The sequence below is a fragment of the Micromonospora tarapacensis genome (assembly GCF_019697375.1).
Classification (GTDB): domain Bacteria; phylum Actinomycetota; class Actinomycetes; order Mycobacteriales; family Micromonosporaceae; genus Micromonospora; species Micromonospora tarapacensis.
On sequence record NZ_JAHCDI010000004.1, the window covers coordinates 414,500 to 432,676 of the forward strand.

17 protein-coding genes and 1 pseudogene are annotated in these 18,177 nt (G+C 73.5%); 8 read left to right on the forward strand and 10 right to left on the reverse strand.

Features of this window, described 5'->3' with window-relative positions; all coding sequences use genetic code 11:
• Positions 1-30: 30 nt before the first annotated feature.
• Together KIF24_RS07950 and KIF24_RS07955 are read right to left on the reverse strand one after the other, a co-directional pair.
• The gene (locus tag KIF24_RS07950) at positions 31-1,887 is read right to left on the reverse strand and encodes a WG repeat-containing protein (RefSeq protein WP_230415373.1); all 1,857 of its coding nucleotides are present in this window, start codon (positions 1,885-1,887) and stop codon (positions 31-33) included.
• Positions 1,888-1,989: 102 nt separating this feature from the next.
• Complete coding sequence (locus KIF24_RS07955) at positions 1,990-3,072, reverse strand: hypothetical protein (RefSeq protein WP_221083485.1); 1,083 nt, start codon at positions 3,070-3,072, stop codon at positions 1,990-1,992.
• A 598-nt stretch (positions 3,073-3,670) separates the two neighbouring features.
• On the opposite strand from KIF24_RS07955, the gene KIF24_RS07960 reads away from it, so the two are divergent.
• Positions 3,671-4,096, forward strand: coding sequence for a hypothetical protein (locus tag KIF24_RS07960; RefSeq protein ID WP_221083486.1), 426 nt, complete (start codon positions 3,671-3,673; stop codon positions 4,094-4,096).
• Between the two features lie 483 nt (positions 4,097-4,579).
• Here the strand turns inward: KIF24_RS07960 and KIF24_RS07965 are convergent, their stop codons facing one another.
• From KIF24_RS07965 to nadA, 3 genes are all read right to left on the reverse strand, one after another.
• The gene (locus KIF24_RS07965) at positions 4,580-5,176 is read right to left on the reverse strand and encodes a DUF3043 domain-containing protein (protein ID WP_221083487.1); all 597 of its coding nucleotides are present in this window, start codon (positions 5,174-5,176) and stop codon (positions 4,580-4,582) included.
• Positions 5,177-5,254: 78 nt separating this feature from the next.
• Positions 5,255-6,610, reverse strand: coding sequence for a UDP-N-acetylglucosamine 1-carboxyvinyltransferase (gene murA, locus KIF24_RS07970; protein WP_221087243.1), 1,356 nt, complete (start codon positions 6,608-6,610; stop codon positions 5,255-5,257).
• 226 nt (positions 6,611-6,836) lie between these two features.
• Entirely contained in the window at positions 6,837-8,012 is a 1,176-nt protein-coding gene (gene nadA / locus KIF24_RS07975; protein ID WP_221083488.1) for a quinolinate synthase NadA, read from the reverse strand.
• Between the two features lie 68 nt (positions 8,013-8,080).
• On the opposite strand from nadA, the gene KIF24_RS07980 reads away from it, so the two are divergent.
• From KIF24_RS07980 to KIF24_RS07990, 3 genes are all read left to right on the forward strand, one after another.
• Entirely contained in the window at positions 8,081-9,220 is a 1,140-nt protein-coding gene (locus tag KIF24_RS07980) for a glycerate kinase family protein (protein ID WP_221083489.1), read from the forward strand.
• 151 nt (positions 9,221-9,371) lie between these two features.
• Positions 9,372-9,740 (forward strand): iron-sulfur cluster insertion protein ErpA, encoded by a 369-nt coding sequence (gene erpA / locus KIF24_RS07985; RefSeq protein ID WP_221083490.1) that lies wholly within the window; start codon positions 9,372-9,374, stop codon positions 9,738-9,740.
• Between the two features lie 158 nt (positions 9,741-9,898).
• Entirely contained in the window at positions 9,899-10,876 is a 978-nt protein-coding gene (locus KIF24_RS07990) for a carbohydrate kinase family protein (RefSeq protein WP_221083491.1), read from the forward strand.
• Between the two features lie 12 nt (positions 10,877-10,888).
• Here the strand turns inward: KIF24_RS07990 and KIF24_RS07995 are convergent, their stop codons facing one another.
• Both KIF24_RS07995 and KIF24_RS08000 read right to left on the reverse strand, forming a co-directional pair.
• Positions 10,889-11,146 carry a sulfurtransferase TusA family protein gene (locus KIF24_RS07995; protein WP_221087244.1) on the reverse strand — a complete coding sequence of 86 codons (258 nt, stop codon included), beginning with the start codon at positions 11,144-11,146 and terminating at the stop codon, positions 10,889-10,891.
• Positions 11,147-11,148: 2 nt separating this feature from the next.
• Positions 11,149-12,300 (reverse strand): cysteine desulfurase family protein, encoded by a 1,152-nt coding sequence (locus KIF24_RS08000; RefSeq protein WP_221083492.1) that lies wholly within the window; start codon positions 12,298-12,300, stop codon positions 11,149-11,151.
• A gap of 195 nt (positions 12,301-12,495) precedes the next feature.
• Here KIF24_RS08000 and ctaC point away from each other — a divergent pair, with 195 nt between their 5' ends.
• The gene (gene ctaC, locus KIF24_RS08005; RefSeq protein WP_221083493.1) at positions 12,496-13,467 is read left to right on the forward strand and encodes an aa3-type cytochrome oxidase subunit II; all 972 of its coding nucleotides are present in this window, start codon (positions 12,496-12,498) and stop codon (positions 13,465-13,467) included.
• A 10-nt stretch (positions 13,468-13,477) separates the two neighbouring features.
• The gene (locus tag KIF24_RS08010; protein WP_221083494.1) at positions 13,478-13,906 is read left to right on the forward strand and encodes a cytochrome c oxidase subunit 4; all 429 of its coding nucleotides are present in this window, start codon (positions 13,478-13,480) and stop codon (positions 13,904-13,906) included.
• A 99-nt stretch (positions 13,907-14,005) separates the two neighbouring features.
• On the opposite strand, the gene trpD is transcribed toward KIF24_RS08010, so the two are convergent.
• From trpD to KIF24_RS08025, 3 genes are all read right to left on the reverse strand, one after another.
• Positions 14,006-15,055: an anthranilate phosphoribosyltransferase gene (gene trpD, locus KIF24_RS08015; RefSeq protein ID WP_221083495.1), complete on the reverse strand. Its 1,050-nt coding sequence runs from the start codon at positions 15,053-15,055 to the stop codon at positions 14,006-14,008.
• Positions 15,056-15,139: 84 nt separating this feature from the next.
• Positions 15,140-15,535 carry a response regulator gene (locus KIF24_RS08020; protein ID WP_221083496.1) on the reverse strand — a complete coding sequence of 132 codons (396 nt, stop codon included), beginning with the start codon at positions 15,533-15,535 and terminating at the stop codon, positions 15,140-15,142.
• A gap of 81 nt (positions 15,536-15,616) precedes the next feature.
• Complete coding sequence (locus KIF24_RS08025) at positions 15,617-16,561, reverse strand: cytochrome c oxidase assembly protein (RefSeq protein ID WP_221083497.1); 945 nt, start codon at positions 16,559-16,561, stop codon at positions 15,617-15,619.
• A 97-nt stretch (positions 16,562-16,658) separates the two neighbouring features.
• Here KIF24_RS08025 and ctaE point away from each other — a divergent pair, with 97 nt between their 5' ends.
• Together ctaE and qcrC are read left to right on the forward strand one after the other, a co-directional pair.
• Positions 16,659-17,258, forward strand: coding sequence for an aa3-type cytochrome oxidase subunit III (gene ctaE / locus KIF24_RS08030; RefSeq protein WP_221083498.1), 600 nt, complete (start codon positions 16,659-16,661; stop codon positions 17,256-17,258).
• Positions 17,259-17,331: 73 nt separating this feature from the next.
• Positions 17,332-18,170 (forward strand): annotated as a pseudogene (qcrC, locus tag KIF24_RS08035) (cytochrome bc1 complex diheme cytochrome c subunit).
• Positions 18,171-18,177: the final 7 nt, after the last annotated feature.

The window sequence follows — 18,177 nt, forward strand, 5'->3', positions numbered from 1 at the left end:
GACCGTCGGAGCCGCCGGACGCTGACCGACTCAGAGCACCGGGTTGGCGTCGGTGAGCAGACCTTCGATCTCGGCGACGACGTCGGCCGGACGGGGGAACATCGGGTCGATCAGCGGCTCGCCGCGCCGGTCGAGCGCACCCCAGTTCCCGGCGCTGTTGGTCGCCAGGAAGGCGACCGGGTGGATCAGCAACGCCGGGTGCGCCGGTGCCACGATCACCTGCCCGCTACGGTCCACCACGCCCCTGCGGCCCGCCAGGTCCACCACGGCCAGGCCCTCGTCGGTGAAACCGTCGACGTAGCGGCCGTCGGCGAGGGTGGTGTGGAAGCCGTGGTAGCGGGTCGGCACCAGGATCCGGCCGGTACGGTCGACGGCTCCCCAGCCCTCCCGGCGGACCACCGCCACGCCCTTGCGGAACGGCCGTACGTCGGCGAAGCCGGGCGGCACCACGACCTCCCCGGCGGTGTCGACGGCCAGCCAGCCGCTCTCGTCGCGGACCACCCAGGCCAGGCCGTCGGAGTACGGCCGGGCCGCCAGGTAGGTCGGCCCGATCACCGTCTCGCCGGTCAGCTCGATCAGCGACCACCGGTCGGTCTGCGACCCGCGTACCCAGGCCAGGCCGTCCCGGAACGGCTGCGCCTCGACGTACCGGGCGGGCACGACCATGTCACCCTCGGCGTCCGCGTAACCCCACAGGCCCTGGCCGCCGTCGCGCGCGGGCACCGGGCTCCGGTCGCGCTCCAACACCTCGTCCCAACTACGCGGGTACGGCCCGAAGCCGCCCTCCGCGGCGCGGGCGGCGATCGCGTCCAGCCCGATCCGGACCCGGGCCAGCAACTCGGCGTCCCCCTCGCCGCGCAGGTCGAGAGCGCGCTCGAAGTGATGGCACGCCTCGATCAGCCGGCCCTGGTCGTAACAGCAGCGGGCGGCGTGCTCGTGCAGGGCGGCCCGCAGCCGGTCGGGTAGCTCGACCGAGTTGGCCTCCGCGAACAGCCGGTCCGCCTCGGCGAACTCGCCGCGCCAGCGCAGCAGGTGGGCCAGCCGGGCCTGGGCGAGCGCGACCCGCCGCAACTCACCGGTCGCCTCGGCGTAGGTCAGCGCCATCCGGCCGTCGGCCAGCGCGTCGTCGAGGTCGCCGAGGACCCGGGAGGCCACCGCCCGCAGGCTCAGCAGGCGGGCCCGGGACCGGTTGTCGAGGGCCGAGTCGAGCTTGTCGGTGAGCCGTTGCCGGACCGTCCGCAGTTCCTCCGGGTCGTCCACAAGCTCGCGCAGGGTCGCCGGATCGAGACGCCAGCGGAAATCCGCCAACAGCTGCTCGGGATCGGCGGGCGGCTCGGGTGCCGGCTCGGCGTCGCCCGCCGTCTCGGAGGTCAGCCCGTCGTCGACCGGCAACGCGGCGTCGGGCAACGCGGCGTCCGGTGGCGCGGAGACCGGCGATACGGCCTCGGGCGGCGCGGAGACCGGCGGCGCCACGTCCGGTGGCGCGGATCTCGGCGGCGCCACGTCCGGCGGCGCCACGTCCGGCGGCGCCACGTCCGGTGGCGCGAAGACCCGGGAAACGGCGTCAGGTGGTGCGGAGACCGGCGATACGGCCTCGGGTAGCGCCGAGACCGGCGATACGGCGTCCGGTGGTGCGGCGATCGGCGGCGCCGCGTCCGGTGGCGCGGAGACCGGTTCGACGAGGTCCGCCTCCGCCGGCGGTGCGGCGGACGCCGAGCCGCGTGGCGGCGGTGCGGACCCGGGTGCGGACGGATCCGAAGCGGCCGGCCTGGGCGGTGCCGGTAGGGGCGGCCCGGACACCGGCGGCGCCAGGGGGTGGCGGCGGGTGGTCCGCCGCCGGCCGCCGGCCCTTCGGGTGCCGAGGCGGGGGCGGGTGATCCGAACCATCCCTGCGGACCGTCGGCCGCCGGTCGGGCCGGCGTGGGTGACTCGGCCGACGGAGGGACGTGCCGGGTGGGCTGCCGGGCTGCCGGGCTGTCCACCCGTACGTCAGGCTCGCTGCCCGTCCGGCCGCGAGACGGTGCCGGTGGCGGGCCGACCGGTGACGGGTCGGCGGCGGGGCGCGCGGACGGGACCGGCGGCCCGGGAACCCGAGCCGGGGTTGCCGGTGCGGAGACGGGCGGCCGGGCGGGTGGCGCGGAGACCGGCCGGTGGCTGGGTGGCGCGGAGACCGGCAGTGCGGCGGGTGGCCCGGCGGCGGGCGGCGGTGCGGCGACCGGCGGTGCGGCGGGTGGCGGTGCCGGCGGGGTGGGACCACGACCGGTTGGTCGTGCAGGGGTGCCGGACGGACCTGGTGCTCGTGCAACGGGGCCGGGCGGACCTCGTGCTGGTGGAGCGGGGCCGGCCGTACCGCGTCCCCGGTCGGATCCGCCCCCGAGGCGGCGGGCCGGCTCTGGTGCTGCTCGGGGAGGTCGGTGCCGTCCCGGCCGGGGCGCGCGGTCGCCCGGCGGTCCGGGCCCGGCGCCCGGGCGTCGGAGCGGTCCCAGGCCGTCGTGGCGGCCGGGCGGCCCCGCGGTGGTTGGTCGGCGTCGGGTTGCCGGTGCTCCGGGGCGGGGAGACGGGTCGGGCCCGCCCGGCGGCCGGCGAGACGGGCCGGTCGTGCTCGGGGGCGGGTGGGAACGGTTGGTCGGGAACCACCGACAGGTGACGTCGGGGTGGGTCGTGGCCGGGTGCGGGCGAGACGGGCCGCTCGCGGCCGGGCAACTGGGCGGCCGGCTGGTCGACGAACCGTTCCCGGTCGGGCACGTCCGGCGCGCCGGTCGGCCGCCGGTCGTCGCGCGGTGGCCGGTCGGCATCCCGCTGCGGGGTGACCGGACGCTGGTATTCGCGGTGGTCCCTCCCGCTGCTCGGGCGCAGCGGTCCGGGCGCGGGCCAGGGCAGGTCGTCGCGGGGCGGGGCGGACACCGGCTGATCCGGTGGCGGCGGCCCGGGGCGACCCCGCTCCGGCGACCAGCCGTGGCGGGCGTCCTCGTCGGGCGTTCCGCGTGCCGGCTCGTCGTCCAGGTAGCCGTCGGGGTACGGGGCGCCGTCCGGATCCCCGACACCGGACCTTTCCCGGTAACCGTCCACCATCGGGCCTTCGTGGTGCGCCGGCTGGCCGGGATGGTGGCTCCACTGGTAGCGGGGCCGCCGGGCGGCGTCGTCCGGCGGCCGGTGATCGGTCCCCTCGGCCGATCGCTGTGCGGCGGCGGGTCGCCGTGGCTCCCGTCCGCCTCCGGCGGAAACCGGGCTCCGCCCGAGCGGCCGGGGACACCGGCGCGCCGCGGCGATACGCCTCGCGGTCGGTCGGTTCGGAACGGCGTGGCCGCCGGGCGTACGGGTCGGGGTCGCGCTGGTCGCGTCGGTCGGGGTCGCGTCGTTCCGGGTCGCGCCGGGCATAGCGGTCGGGGTCGCGCTGGTCGGGGTCGCGCCGGGCGTAGCGGTCGGGGTCGCGCTGGTCGTGTTCGTGCTGGTCGGGATCGCGCCAGGGGGAGCGGTCGGGGTCGCGCCGGGCGTACCGCTCCGCAGTGCGCGGGTCGCGCCGGTCCGGAGCCCGCGGGTCGCGCCGGTCCGGCGTGCGCTGCTCGGGCCGGTCGGGATACCGGTCAGGCTCGCGCTGGTCGCGGCGGGATGCCGGGCCCATCCCCTGGGGCCCGAAATCGGACCAGGTGACGCCTTCGCGTCCCCGGCTGTGGCCGCCGTGCTGTGGCCGCCGCTCGTCCGCCCGCGGATGTTCCGGCGGCGAGCCGGGGTACTCCGGCCGGTCGTGGGGCCGGGCGCCGTTGGGGCCGTCGGCGTGTCGCGGGTCGGCAAGCCCGTGCCGGCCCGGCCGGTCGTCCGGCTCTTCGTCCCAGGACCGGCCGACGTAGGTGCCGTCGGGCCGGGTCGGCGCGAGTGGCGGCACCTCCGCCCGCCCGACGGCGCTCGCCCGACGCCGCGCCGGTGGGGGCTGGTGGTCGATGCCGATGTCGCCCGGGTAGCGCTGGCCCGGGAACTGCGGCTGCCACTCCGTGGTCGGCTCGGCGACCCAGGACGGTTCGGCGGGATCGTGCCACCGGTCGGCGTAGCCGCGACTCATCCGCCGGACCTGTCACTGCGGCCGGGCGACCGCCGGTAGGCGGCGCCGGCCGCGGCACGAGGGGCCCGGATCGGCCCGGCGGATCCGAGGAACCGGCACCCGCGGGCCGGGCCCGTGGCAGGGCCCCCGGCCGGCGTCCACTCGCTCACGGTCGCGCCCCGGTTGTCGGCTCGCGTCCGCTCGCTCACGGCGATGTCACCTCGTCGGAAATGGTCGCGCTGGGCACCCCGGAAGCCGGCAAAGTCGCTCGTCCGGGCACCGAATGGCTGCGCATGGAGGGTAGCGGCGCGGGCTCGGTCACCGCCACTGTGGCACCCTCGTCGACCCAAACATTATCCCTTTGATCCGGACATTTAGGTCTTTGGTGGAATCGGATTTCCGACGATACCGCACCCACCGTCGGAGGCCGGTCGGCGACTCCGCCGGGTAACCGGGCAACCCCCGATCCAGTTCCGCCCGGTCGTCCTCGGGCCCGCGGCACGGCCCGCTGCTGCGGGCTGTGCGTCTGTGTCGGGGCCCGGGTCAGACCGGATCGCCGAGGCCGACCTGGGGTGCCGGGGTACGCAGCTTGCGGAAGGTGATCGACCGCATGATGGCGTAGAGGTAGAGCGACCCCATCCGCTGGGTGGAGTTCGGGAAGCGGGCGCCGACCAACTTCTTGATCCTGCGCGAGATGAGCACCGAGTCGATCACCACGCCCACGGCCAGCGCGGCCCAGAGCAGGTTGGAGGCGAGCCGGATCGCCGGCGGCATCGCCTGGTTCGAGCCGATCAGCACCACCAGCGCCCCACCGAAGAACCAGGTGCCGACGGTACGCCGGGAGTCGACCACGTTGCGCGCCAGCAACCGCTCAGGTCCCCGGTCACGGGGACCACCCTCCCGCCGGAACTCCGCGGCAGCCTCGGCCCGCCGCTGCCGGCGTACCGCCTTCGCCTCCTCCTTGCTCAGCGGCGCCGTCGCGCCGGCCGGACGGCGGCCGACGGCGGGTCGCTTGGGCGTTTCCCGCCCCTTGCTCGGGGTGTAGCCACGGGGCCGGGCCGCCTCCTCCTCCGCCGGGGTCAGCGGCTCGGTGGCGGGATCGGCGAGGTCGGCGGACTTGCGGCGAAACAGCGACGGCACGCGGCAAGGGTAGCCAACGTTGCGCGTCGGGTGCACATCGCGGGTGCACCCGACGTCGGCGAGCGGACGGAGCGGGGACTACGGTCGCTCGACGTGCGCACCGAGGTCGGCGAGTTTCGCCTCGAAGTCCTCGTAGCCCCGGTTGATCAGGTCGACGCCGTAAACCCGGGAGGTGCCCTCGGCGGCCAGCGCGGCGATCAGGTGGCTGAAGCCGGCCCGCAGGTCGGGAATGACCAGCTCGGCGGCGTGCAGCTTGCTCGGCCCGGCGATCACCGCCGAGTGCTTGAAGTTGCGGCGGCCGAAGCGGCACGGGGTGCCGCCCAGGCAGTCCCGGTAGACCTGGATGTTCGCACCCATCGTGTTGAGCGCCTCGGTGTAGCCCAACCGCTGCTCGTAGACCGTCTCGTGGACGATGGACAGGCCGCGCGCCTGGGTCAGCGCCACCACCAGCGGCTGCTGCCAGTCGGTCATGAAGCCCGGGTGCACGTCGGTCTCCAGCGCCGTGGCCTGCAACTCGCCGCCGGGGTGCCAGAAGCGGATGCCACCTTCCTGGCCCGGGTGCCCCAGCCGCGGCGGCCGGGTGTCGGTCACCTCGTACTCGCCGCCCACCGAACGGAAGACGTTGAGGAAGGTCATCATGTCGGCCTGCTCGGCGCCGAGCACCTCGACGTGACCGCGGGTGGCCAGCGCCGCCGCGGCCCAGCTCGCCGCCTCGATCCGGTCCGGGATCGGCCGGTGGGTGTAGCCGTGCAGCTTCGGCACGCCGTGGATCTCGATCACCCGGTCGGTGTGCACCTTGATGATCGCACCCATCTTCTGCAGGATGCAGATCAGGTCGATGATCTCCGGCTCCACCGCGGCGTTGCGCAGCTCGGTGACGCCCTCGGCCATCACGGCGGTGAGCAGCACCTGCTCGGTCGCGCCCACGCTCGGGTAGGGCAGCGCGAACTTGGTGCCGTGCAGGCCGTTCGGCGCGGACAGGTGCAGGCCCTCGGGCGTCTTGTCGACCGTGGCGCCGAACTCGCGCAGCGCCTGCAGGTGGAAGTCGATCGGTCGCGGCCCGATGTGGCAGCCGCCCAGGTCTGGGATGAAGGCGTGCCCGAGACGGTGCAGCAGCGGCCCGCAGAACAGGATCGGGATCCGGCTGGAGCCGGCGTGCACGTTGATCTGGTCGGTGCTCGCGCTCTCCACGTTCGCCGGGTCGAAGACCAGCTCGCCGTCCTCGTCGCCGTCGGTGACCTTGACGCCGTGCAGCCCGAGCAGGCCCCGGACCACCTCGACGTCACGGATCCTCGGTACGTCGAACAGGCGGCTCGGGCTGTCGCCGAGCAGCGCGGCGACCATCGCCTTGGAGACCAGGTTCTTGGCGCCGCGCACGCGGATCCGCCCTTGCAGCGGGGTGCCTCCGTGTACGACCAGGACGTCGTCGGTCAACGCAACCTCCAGCGCGTGCGTGCTGCCGTTTCGATGTGGGGACACCACCGGTCGCTACCCGGGGCGCGGTAGCGGCCAAACGCCCGCGCCCGCGTGTGTCGTCGCCCGGCAGCATAGCCCTCCGTGATGAGAATGGATCCGGTTACTCCGCCGCGGAGGGCATTTATCGGTGATCCGGCACTTTTTTGTACCAAGGGAATCACCGAGGGTGATCGCCCGATCGGGGTCAGGCGGCGGGCAACGCGAGCATCTGGTCCAACGCCACCCGGGCGTGGTGCGCGGTGCCGACGTCGACCGTGATCTGGTTGACCACCCGGCCGGCGACCAGCTCCTCCAGCGCCCATACCAGGTGCGGAAGGTCGATCCGGTTCATCGTCGAGCAGTAGCAGACCGCCCGGTCGAGGAACGTGATCTGCTTGTCGGGGTTGGCCAGCGCGAGCCGGCGGACCAGATTCAGCTCGGTGCCGACCGCCCAGGCGGAGCCGGCCGGCGCGGCCTCGATCGTCTTGATGATGTACTCGGTCGACCCGACGAGGTCGGCGGCGTTGACCACCTCGTGTCGGCACTCCGGGTGCACCAGCACGTTCACGCCCGGCACCCGCTCCCGCACGTCGTCGACGCTGTCGAGGGTGAACCGGCCGTGCACCGAGCAGTGCCCGCGCCAGAGGATCATCCGGGCGTCGCGCAGCTGCTCCGGGGTCAGCCCGCCGCCGGGCTTGTGCGGGTCGTAGAGCACGCAGTCGTCCAGCGAGAAGCCCATCTCCAGCACCGCCGTGTTGCGGCCCAGGTGCTGGTCGGGCAGGAAGAGGACCTTCTCACCCTGCTGATATGCCCACTCCAGGGCCCGCTTCGCGTTCGACGAGGTGCACACCACGCCGCCGTTGCGCCCGACGAAGCCCTTGATGTCGGCCGAGGAGTTCATGTAGGTCACCGGCACGGTCCGCTCGGCGGCACCCAGCTCGCCGAGCACCTCCCAGGCCTTCTCGACCTGCGGCAGCGCCGCCATGTCCGCCATCGAACAGCCGGCCGCCAGGTCCGGCAGGATCACCCGCTGGGCGCCGGAGGTGAGGATGTCGGCGCTCTCGGCCATGAAGTGCACGCCGCAGAAGACGATGTACTCCGCGCTGGGCCGGGCGGCGGCCTCACGGGCCAGTTTGAACGAGTCGCCGGTCACGTCGGCGAACTGGATCACCTCGTCGCGCTGGTAGTGGTGGCCCAGCACGAAGACCTTCCCGCCCAGTGCGGCCTTGGCCGCCGCCGCGCGGGCCACCAGGTCGGGATCGCTCGGTGCCGGCAGATCACCCGGACACTCCACGCCACGTTCGGTGGCGGGGTCGCTGCCGCGACCGAGGAGCAGCAGCGCGGTGGCGGTGTTGGAGGGCTCAATCCAGGTGGACGTCACGCCCTCCATGGTTCCACAGCGCGACCGCCGCGCCGCCCCCGCCGGTGTGGGCTGCCACACTGCCAGGCATGCGCGTACTGCTCTGCCCGGACAAGTTCGCCGGCACGCTGCCCGCCCCCCAGGTCGCCGCCGCCGTGGCCGACGGCTGGCGGGAGGTTGCCCCCGGCGACGACCTGCTGGTCAGGCCGCTGGCCGACGGGGGACCGGGTTTCCTCGACGTGCTGGCCGAGGCGCTCCCCGGCCGGCGGGTGCCGGTGCCGACGGTCGACCCGCTGGGCCGGCCGGCCGCCGGTGAGATGCTGCTCACCGACGGCGGCGCGACCGCGTGGCTGGAGAGCGCGCAGGGGTGCGGGCTGCACCTGCTCGCCGCCGCCGAGTGCGACCCGAAGGTCACCACGTCGTACGGGCTCGGCCTGCTGATCGCCGCGGCGACCGAGGCCGGTGCCCGCACCGTGGTGGTCGGGCTGGGCGGTTCGGCGACCAACGACGGCGGCGCGGGCCTGCTCACCGCGCTGGGCGCGGTCCCGCTGGACGGCGCCGGTTCGGCCCTGCCGTACGGCGGCGCGGCACTGGCCGCCGTGGCGGCGCTCGACGGCGTGCCCCGGCTGCGCGAGGCCCGGCTGATCGCCGCCACCGACGTCGACAACCCGCTGCTGGGGCTGCACGGGGCGAGCAACGTCTTCGGGCCGCAGAAGGGCGCCGACCGCGGCGACGTGCTGCTGCTCGACGCCGCGCTGCAACGCTGGGCCGAGGTGCTGGAGCGCGACCTGCCCGGCTGCCCGAGCAGCCTGGGCGCGCTGCCCGGTGGCGGCGCGGCCGGCGGTGTCGGTGCCGCGCTGCTGGCACTCGGTGGCCGGTGCGAGTCGGGGATCGGGCTGGTCAGCCGGGCCGTCGGGCTGCACACCGTGCTCGACGAGGTCGATCTGGTGGTCACCGGGGAGGGTAGGTTCGACCATCAGTCGCTGCGTGGCAAGGTCGTCGCCGGAGTGGCCGGCGCGGCCCGCGACCGGGGCGTACCCTGCGTGGTACTCGCCGGCCAGGTCAGCACCGGGCGGCGGGAGGCGGCGTCGGTCGGGGTGACCGACGCGTACAGCCTGGTGGAGCACTTCGGCGGCGAGGAGCGCGGCGGCCTGGCCGCCGCGCTGGACCGCCCGGCAGAGGGACTGCGGGCGCTCGGGGCCCGCCTGGCCCGGCAGTGGAGCCGCTGACCCCCGGGTCGGCGGAGTTGCTGGTCACGCCGCCGGGTGCCCGGGTCGTGGGCGGCCTACAATCGGAAACTGGACCACTGTGGGAATCGCCGACCGGCGGCTGACGTTGGCCAGGGGAGACCACACCGAACGCGCGCAGGGAGAATTCCACGTGACCACGCCAGCGCAGACCGAGTCGACCGAGGCCAAGGCCCCCACGTCCGTCGTCCTCACCGACGTCGCGGCGCAGAAGGTCAAGGCCCTGATCGAGCAGGAGGGCCGAGACGACCTGCGGCTCCGGATCGCCGTGCAGCCGGGTGGCTGTTCCGGCCTGCGGTACCAGCTCTTCTTCGACGAGCGTTCGCTCGACGGTGACGTCGTCACCGACTACGACGGCGTCGAGGTCGTCGTCGACCGGATGAGCGCCCCCTACCTGGCCGGCGCCAGCATCGACTTCGCCGACCGGATCGACGCACAGGGCTTCACCATCGACAACCCCAACGCGGGCAGCTCCTGCGCCTGCGGCGACTCCTTCAGCTGAGTCGGTCGGTCTCCACGACGGCGGGACGGCCCACGGCCGTCCCGCCGTTCGTGTCTGCGCCGCGCCGTCGAGGGGGCGGCGAGATCGAGCCGGCCGGTGCCGCGGTGGCACCGGGCCGGTACGCTGACCGCGCCCCGCTGCCGAACCCGAGGGTTGCCATGAAGATCGCCGTGACCGGCTCGATCGCCACCGACCACCTGATGAGCTTCCCGGGCCGGTTCGCCGACCAGCTCATCGCGGATCAGCTGCACAAGGTGTCACTCTCCTTCCTGGTGGACGACCTGGTGCTGCGCCGCGGCGGGGTGGCGGCCAACATCGCGTTCGGCATGGGGCAACTCGGCCTGCGCCCGGTGCTGCTCGGCGCGGTCGGTGCCGACTTCGCGGACTACCGCTCCTGGCTGGAGCGGCACGGGGTGGACTGCGACTCGGTGCACGTGAGCGAGGTGGCGCACACCGCCCGTTTCGTCTGCACCACCGACACCGACATGTGCCAGATCGCCTCGTTCTACGCCGGCGCGATGAGCGAGGCGCGCAACATCGAGCTGCACCCCGTGGCGCAGCGCCTCGACGGGCTGGACCTGGTCGTGGTCGGCGCGAACGACCCGGAGGCGATGCTGCGCCACTCCGCCGAGTGCCGGGAGCGGGGCTACGCCTTCGCCGCCGACCCGTCGCAGCAGCTCGCCCGGATGGCCGGCGAGGACGTGGTGGCGCTGATCGACGGCGCCGAGTACCTGATGACCAACGACTACGAGAAGTCGCTGCTGCAGAGCAAGGCCGGGCTGAGCGACGGCCAGCTGCTGGACCTGGTCCGGATCCGGGTGACCACGCTGGGCAAGCACGGGGTGGAGATCGCCGGGCGGGACATCGACCCGATCCACGTGCCGATCGCCCGGGAGGCCCGGGCGGTCGACCCCACCGGTGTCGGCGACGGCTTCCGGGCGGGCTTCTTCACCGCGCTGTCCTGGGGCGTCGGGTTGGAGCGGGCCGCGCAGGTCGGCTCGCTGCTCGCCGCGCTGGTGCTGGAGACCGTCGGCACCCAGGAGTACCAGGTGCGCCGGGATCTGTTCGTCAAGCGGCTCGCCGAGTCCTACGGCGACCAGGCCGCCGACGAGGTCCGCCCTCACCTGCTGCCCTGACCGGGGGTGGGGTCAGTGGGTTCGGCGGACGTCGTAGGCGGGGCCGGGTGCGGCGCCGAGGAACTCCTGGCTGCGCATCCGGCACCAGGCCGGGATGTCGACCGCCGCGGCCGGGTCGTCGGCCAGCACCCGGATCACCGCGCCCACCGGCAGCTCGGGTAGCCGGCGGGCCAGGGCGATCACCGGCAGCGGGCAGCGCTGGCCGAGGCAGTCGAGCACCTCGTCGGGCCGGTGGCCGGGCGCGTTGCCACCGCCGGTCGGGTCGGGGATCGTCACAGCCCCGCCACCCCCGCCTGTTCCCGCAGGTCGGCGACGATTTCCGGCAGCTCGGCGAGGAAGCGTTCCACGTCGGCCTCGGTATTACCGGCGTGCAGCGAGACCCGCACGTTGCCGTGCGACAGCACCCCCATCGCCTCCAGCACGTGCGACGGGCGCAGGGTGGACGAGGTGCACGAGGAGCCCGACGAGACGGCGAAGCCCCGCCGGTCCAGCGCGTGCAGCAGCGCCTCGCCGTCGACGTACAGGCAGGAGAAGGTCACCAGGTGCGGCAGCCGGCGCTCGGGGTCACCCACCACCTCCACGTCCGGCACCTCGGCCGCCACCCGGGCCCGGATCCGGTCCACCAGCGGGGACAGCCGGGCCGCCTGCGCCGCCGCGTCGGCGGTCACCGCGCGCAGGCTCGCCGCCGCCGCCACCACCGCCGGCAGGTTCACCGCGCCGGGCGTACGCCCCGACTCGTGCTCGTCGGCCGGCCAGGGCGACTCCCAGCGGGTGCCCTTGCGGACCACGAGCAGGCCGACGCCGGGTGGACCGCCCCACTTGCGGGCGCTCGCGCTCAACACCGACCAGCCCGCCGGCACCGGCATCCGGCCCACCGCCTGGGCGGCGTCGACGTACAGCGGCACCCCCGAGTCGGCGCAGGCCGCCGCCGCGCCCTCGACCGGTTGGACGGTGCCCACCTCGTGGCTGGCCGCGATCAGGGCCGCCAGGGCCACTCCCGGACCGGCCACGGCCCTCGACCAGCCGTCCAGGTCCAGCCGGCCGAAACGGTCGACCGGCACCTCGACGGCCGTGCCGGCGCGGGCGACGTGCTGCTCGGCGGCGTGCAGCACGGCGGAGTGTTCGATCGCCGAGTGCACCAGCACCGGGCCGGTCCGCTGGCGCCCGAGCAGACCACCGAGCACGGCGGTGTGCGCCGCGCTGGTGCCGCCGGGGGTGAAGGACAGTTCGTCGGGACGTACGCCGAGGGCTTCCGCCGTGGCCTCGCGGGCGGCGTCGAGCAACTGGCGAGCCCGCCGCGCCGGCGCGTAGAGCCGGTCCGGGTCGGTCCAGCCGTCGTCGAGCGCGGCCAGCAGGGCCTGCCGGGCGACCGGATGCAGCGGCGCGGCGGTGGCCGCGTCCAGGTAGACCGGGGAAGGAATCACGTCTGCCCACGCTATCGCCTCGGTCGGGACAAGATCCCCGGTCGGGTGGGACGACGACCCCAACCGGGTCCAGCCCGTCATGGTCGAGTAATCTGCGACCGTCGGTGACGCCTTTGCCGCCGGTGTGGCGGTTCCGCTCGGCGGAGCCGGTCAGCTCGAGGAAGACACCGCGGCGCGCTAGGGAGGCAGGACCAGGTGGTCGCAAGGAGTTCGGAGGTACGGCCGACGGCCGTGCGGCGCAGCGCATCCCCAGGAGCCGGTGTGCGGCGGGGGCGTCGCGCCGGGCGTCTCGCCGGGCTCGGATTCGGTGGGGCGGCGCTGCTGATCCTGCTCACGGGCTGTGACGTCGGCGCGGCGTTCGGCGGTTTCGGCTGGCCCCAGGGCGGCATCACCCCCGAGTCCCGGCGGATGTACGACCTGTGGATCGCATCGTGCATCGCGGCCCTCGCGGTCGGCGTCCTCGTCTGGGGCCTGATCTTCTGGTGCATCGTGCGCTACCGCAAGCGCGGCAACGACCTGCCGGTGCAGACCCGCTACAACCTGCCGATGGAGTTCCTCTACACCATCGCGCCGGTGCTGATCGTCTCCGTGCTCTTCTACTACACGGCCGTCGTGCAGACCGACGTGATCAAGACCACCAACAACCCCGACGTGACCGTCGAGGTCGTCGCCTTCAAGTGGAACTGGCAGTTCAACTACCGCGACGGCCAGGGGACCGAGGCGGACACCGTCGCGTCGGTGCTGGGCACCAGTGAGGTCATCCCGATCCTGGTGCTGCCGACCGACCGGTCCATCCGGTTCGAGGAGACCAGCCGGGACGTCATCCACTCGTTCTGGGTGCCGGAGATGCTGTTCAAGCGGGACGTCATGCCCGGCATCATCCGTAACGTCTTCGAGGTCTCCAGCCTGGAGACCGAGGGGGCGTACGTGGGCCGCTGCGCCGAGCTGTGCGGCAGCTACCACGCCTTCATGAACTTCGAGCTGCGGGTGGTCTCGCCGGAGGACTTCGACCGGTTCCTCGCGGCCAAGCAGGACGGCGCCTCCACCCAGGACGCGCTGACCGCGATCGGCGAGGAGCCCTTCGCGGTGACCACGAAGCCGTTGGAGACGCGGCGTACGGAGAGCAACTTCAACCCGGACACTGCTCCGGCCGGCGCGGGAAGCTGAGGCAACCGGCATGAAGACCGAGTGGCGTATCTTCCTGGTCATCGCCGGGTTCCTGCTCTTCGCGACCGTCCTGTACGGCGGCTGGACCTGGGCCGAGTCGGATGGCCGCGTCGAGTGGATCGGCACCGTGGCGCTGCTGCTGTCCTTCCTGCTCTGCACGATGTGCGGTGGCTTCTTCTGGTTCGTGTCCCGCCGGATCGACCTGCGCCCCGAGGACCGGCCGGACGCCGAGATCGCCGACGGCGCGGGCGAGATCGGCTTCTTCAGCCCGGGCAGCTACTGGCCGTTCGGCCTGGCGCTGGCCGCCGCGGTCGCCGGCCTGGGGTTGGTGTTCTGGCAGTTCTGGCTGCTTGGCCTCGGCATGTTGCTGGTGATCCTGGCCGCCTGCGGCCTGCTGTTCGAGTACTACACCGGCACCCGGCGCACCGCCGAGCACTGATCCGCGACCCCGCTTGACGGATCCTGGTGCGAGCCGACCCGCTCGGGGAAGGCTCTCGCACCAGGATCCGTGTGGTGTCCACCCGTGGCCGCGGCGGAGTCAGGCGGCGGTGCGGGCGACCTCGATCCATCTCGCCAGGGTGCGGGCGGCGGCGCCGGAGTCGATCGACTCGGCGGCCCGGCCCAGACCGGCACCGAGCGCGTCGGTCAGGTCCCCGTCGAGCGGGCCCTGGGTGGCCAGCGCCGCCGCGGCGTTGACCAGGACGGCGTCGCGCACCGGCCCCCGCTCGCCGGCGAACAGGCGGTGGGCCACGTCGGCGTTGTAGGACGCGTCCCCGCCGCGCAGGTCGGCGATGGTGGACCGGGGTACCCCGAGGTCGGTCGCGTCCACCAGGGCCTCTCTGACGGCGCCGCCCTGGGCGATCCAGAGCCGGGTGGGCGCCGCGGTGGTGAACTCGTCCAGCCCGTCCTCACCGCGCATCACCAGCACCGAGTCGCCCCGGGCGGCGAAGACGGCCGCCATCACCGGTGCCATCGTCGCGTCGAAACAACCGACGGCACCGGAGCGGGGGCGCGCCGGATTGGTCAGCGGGCCGAGGAAGTTGAACGCGGTCGGCACGCCCAGTTCCCGCCGTACCGGGCCGGCGTGGCGCATGCCGGGGTGGAACCGGGCGGCGAAACAGAACCCGATGCCGGCCTCGGCGACGCACCGGGCCACGCCCTCGGGGCCGAGGTCCAGCGGCACACCGAGGAACTCCAGCAGGTCGGCGGTGCCGCAGGAGGAGGAGGCCGCCCGGTTGCCGTGCTTGACGACGCGTACCCCGGCGCCGGCGACCACCAGCGCGGTCATCGTGGAGATGTTCACCGTGTGGGCGAGGTCCCCGCCGGTGCCGACCACGTCCAGGGCGCTCGCGCGCACCTCCTCGGGCAGCTCCACCGGGACGGCCCGGCCGAGCATCGCCTCGACCAGCCCGCTCAGCTCGGCCGGGGTCTCGCCCTTGGCGCGCAACGCCACGGCGAAGCCGGCGATCTGGGCGGGGGCCGCCGAGCCGGACATGATCTCGCCCATCGCCCAGGCCGTGTCGGCGGTGCCGAGTTCCTCCCCCCGCAGCAGCGCGGTGAGCAGGTGCGGCCAGGTCCGATCGCCCATGGCGGGCCTCCCGAGCAGACGAGTACGGGTGGGACGGGACCGGCGCCGGCTCGCCCGGCGCCGTGGCGGTGCCGGAGTGGGACGTCAGGCGGGCGCGTGCGTGCGCAGCAGCTCGGTCACCGTGGCGGTGGTGGTCACCGGGTCGAGCGGGTGCACCAGGGTGCCGTCGACCTCGGCGTACGAGGCGAGCCATCGATCGGCGGCCCGGGCGATCACCACACAGGTCGGTGGAGCGGTCTCGTAGTCGTCCTTGATCTGCCGGGCGATGCCGATGCCGCCGCCGGGCGTGGCCTCACCGTCGAGCAGCATCAGGTCGATCTGGTAGTCGTCGACCAGCCGGACGCACTCGGCGTAGGTGGACGCCTCGACGAACTCGACGCGCAGGTCGGTCGCGGGCCGGGTGCCGACCGCGAGCCGCATCCGGTCCCGCACGTGCGGGTCGTCGCTGTAGAGCAGGACGGTGCACAGACGATCGGTCATGGTTAGGCTCGGCTCCCACCTCGTAGCTGCGGGGCCGATCGTACCGCCCGCTGTGGTGCGGGTGGCACGCCGCCCCGCGTGCTACGCCGGCGCGGCCGGGGCGGCGGACTCCGCGGCCCGCTGGCGGGCCTCCTGGCGGTCCAGTTCGCGGTCGATCCGGCGGGCCTCCCGCTCGGCCTGGCGCATCCACTGCACGACCAGCACGGCGAGCATCGTCACACTGACGAACTCGCCACCGGCCCACAGGATCCCGCCGGCGAGCACCTGGTCCTCCCGCGGGTCGGCCCAGCTCAGCCCGAGTGCGGGATACCAGTCGCCGGCGAAGAGCGTGGTGCTCTGCATGACGGTCAGCCCGAGCACGGTGTGGAACGGCACCGACAGCAGCATCAACAGCGCCCGTCCCGGGTACGGCCAGCGCCCGGGCAGCGGGTCCAGGCCGAGCAGCGGCCAGAAGAACACGCAGCCGGTCATGATGAAGTGCGCGTGCACCAGCTCGTGCGCCCAGGCGTGTTCCAGCGTGTAGCGGTACAGGTCGGTGAAGTAGAGCGCGAACGGGTTCACCACGAAGATGGCGAACGCCACCAGCGGGAAGGTGTAGACCCGCGCCAGGCGGCTGTGCACCACCGCGAGCAGCCGCCGGCGCGGGCCGATCGGCAGCGTACGCAGGGCCAGCGTCACCGGTGCGCCCAGTGCCAGGAAGATCGGCGAGATCATGGAGAGCACCATGTGCTGCACCATGTGCACCGACAGCAGCGTGGTGTCGTACGCTTCCAGCCCGCTGACCGTGACGGAGGCGATGCCGCCGAGACCGGGGCCGAGGAAGAAGATCGTCCGCGCGATCGGCCAGCGGTCGCCGCGCATCCGCAGCCGGTGCACCCCGTAGAGGTAGAGGCCGGCGGCGAGCACCAGGCCGACGGCGAGCCAGCTGTCCAGGCGGGTGCCGGTGAACACCGCGCCGACCGAGAACGGGGGTGGCGCGGCCGACGTGGCCAGGAAGATCGGATCGGCGTGCGGCACGCCAACCATCCTAGGCCAGGCGGACGGAGGGTACCGATCGGGCCATCCCTGGCCCGGTTTGGCCCCCCGCTGATCGCCGGCCGTGGTCAACGGCAATAATGACCGCGTGACTGCGGCCCCAGCCATTGACAAGAGCCGGATCCACTCCCAGACGCGGCCGAACATGGTCAGCGTCGGGACGATCGTCTGGCTCTCCAGCGAACTCATGTTCTTCGCGGCGCTGTTCGCGATGTACTTCTCCATCCGCGCGGCGGCGCCGGCGCAGTGGGCGGAGCACACCGAGTTCCTCAACATCCCGTACGCGACCACCTTCACGGTGATCCTGGTGTTGTCCTCGGTGACCTGCCAGCTCGGCGTGTTCGCCGCCGAGAAGGGCGACGTGCACGCGCTGCGCCGCTGGTTCACGATCACCTTCGTGATGGGCCTGATCTTCGTGCTCGGCCAGCTCAACGAGTACCGCGAGCTGGTGCACCACGGCATCAAGATCAACAGCGACGGATACGGGTCGATGTTCTACCTGACCACCGGCTTCCACGGCCTGCACGTGACCGGCGGGCTGATCGCCTTCGTGATCTTCATGATCCGCACCACCATGGGCCGGTTCACTCCGGCGCAGGCCACCGCGGCGATCGTGGTGTCGTACTACTGGCACTTCGTCGACGTCGTGTGGATCGCGCTCTACGGCATGATCTACTGGCTTCAGTGATCTTGGCGGGCCACACGCCTTGCCGCTGCTCCACCCCCGCAAGACAAGGTCCAACCGGTTAAGGACAAGGGTCATGACTTCTGACAACGACCGCCGACGCGGTCTGCTCGCGCGGTTGCGCGGGCGGCCCGTGGCGCCCAGCAGGGCCGCCGCCGGCTGGGTGCCGCGGTCCGGCTGGTCGCCGCGCTGATGCTGGCCGGCGGTGCCTACACCGTCCTCGCCCCCGGCGCGTCGGCGCAGGAGAATCCGCCGCTGAGCGGCGCCGCCGCGGAGGGCAAGGCGCTGTTCGACGTGAGCTGTGTGACCTGTCACGGGCGCAACGCGCAGGGGGTCGAGGGGCGCGGGCCGAGCCTCGTCGGCGTGGGCGCCGCCTCGGTCGAGTTCCAGGTGAGCACCGGCCGGATGCCGTTGGCGCGGCAGGAGGCCCAGGCGGCGCGCAAGCCCGAGGTGTTCACCCGGGACGAGATCGACCAGTTGGCCGCGTACATCCAGGAACTGGGCGGCGGCCCGATGGTGCCGGCGGGTGACGACCTCCATGCCGGCGGCAACGTGGCGATCGGCGGCGAGCTGTACCGGATCAACTGCTCGCAGTGCCACGCGTTCAGCGGTGGCGGTGGTGCCCTCTCCTCCGGCAAGTACGCCCCGAGCCTGGCGCCGGCCACCGACCGCCAGATCTACGCGGCGATGCTGAGTGGCCCGCAGAACATGCCGGTGTTCGGCGACAACCAGATCACGCCGGAGCAGAAGGCGGACATCATCGCCTACATCCAGCAGACGCTGAAGCAGGACGGCGACCCGGGCGGCTTCTTCAACCTGGGCCGGTACGGGCCGTCCACCGAGGGTGTCGCGATCTTCCTGGTCGGCATCGTCGCGCTCGTCTTCGCCAGCCTGTGGATCGCGGGCAAGTCGTGACCGGGGG

Bases quoted from the DNA above. Each gene is read 5' to 3' on its own strand.
- trpD (WP_221083495.1), bottom strand. From the start codon at position 15,055: ATGGGCGATCGGACCTGGCCGCACCTGCTCACCGCGCTGCTGCGGGGG.
- KIF24_RS08010 (WP_221083494.1), top strand. From the start codon at position 13,478: ATGAAGACCGAGTGGCGTATCTTCCTGGTCATCGCCGGGTTCCTGCTC.
- KIF24_RS07980 (WP_221083489.1), top strand. From the start codon at position 8,081: ATGCGCGTACTGCTCTGCCCGGACAAGTTCGCCGGCACGCTGCCCGCC.
- KIF24_RS07950 (WP_230415373.1), bottom strand. From the start codon at position 1,887: ATGGTTCGGATCACCCGCCCCCGCCTCGGCACCCGAAGGGCCGGCGGC.
- KIF24_RS08025 (WP_221083497.1), bottom strand. From the start codon at position 16,561: ATGGTTGGCGTGCCGCACGCCGATCCGATCTTCCTGGCCACGTCGGCC.
- KIF24_RS07955 (WP_221083485.1), bottom strand. From the start codon at position 3,072: ATGGTGGACGGTTACCGGGAAAGGTCCGGTGTCGGGGATCCGGACGGC.
- KIF24_RS07990 (WP_221083491.1), top strand. From the start codon at position 9,899: ATGAAGATCGCCGTGACCGGCTCGATCGCCACCGACCACCTGATGAGC.
- KIF24_RS08020 (WP_221083496.1), bottom strand. From the start codon at position 15,535: ATGACCGATCGTCTGTGCACCGTCCTGCTCTACAGCGACGACCCGCAC.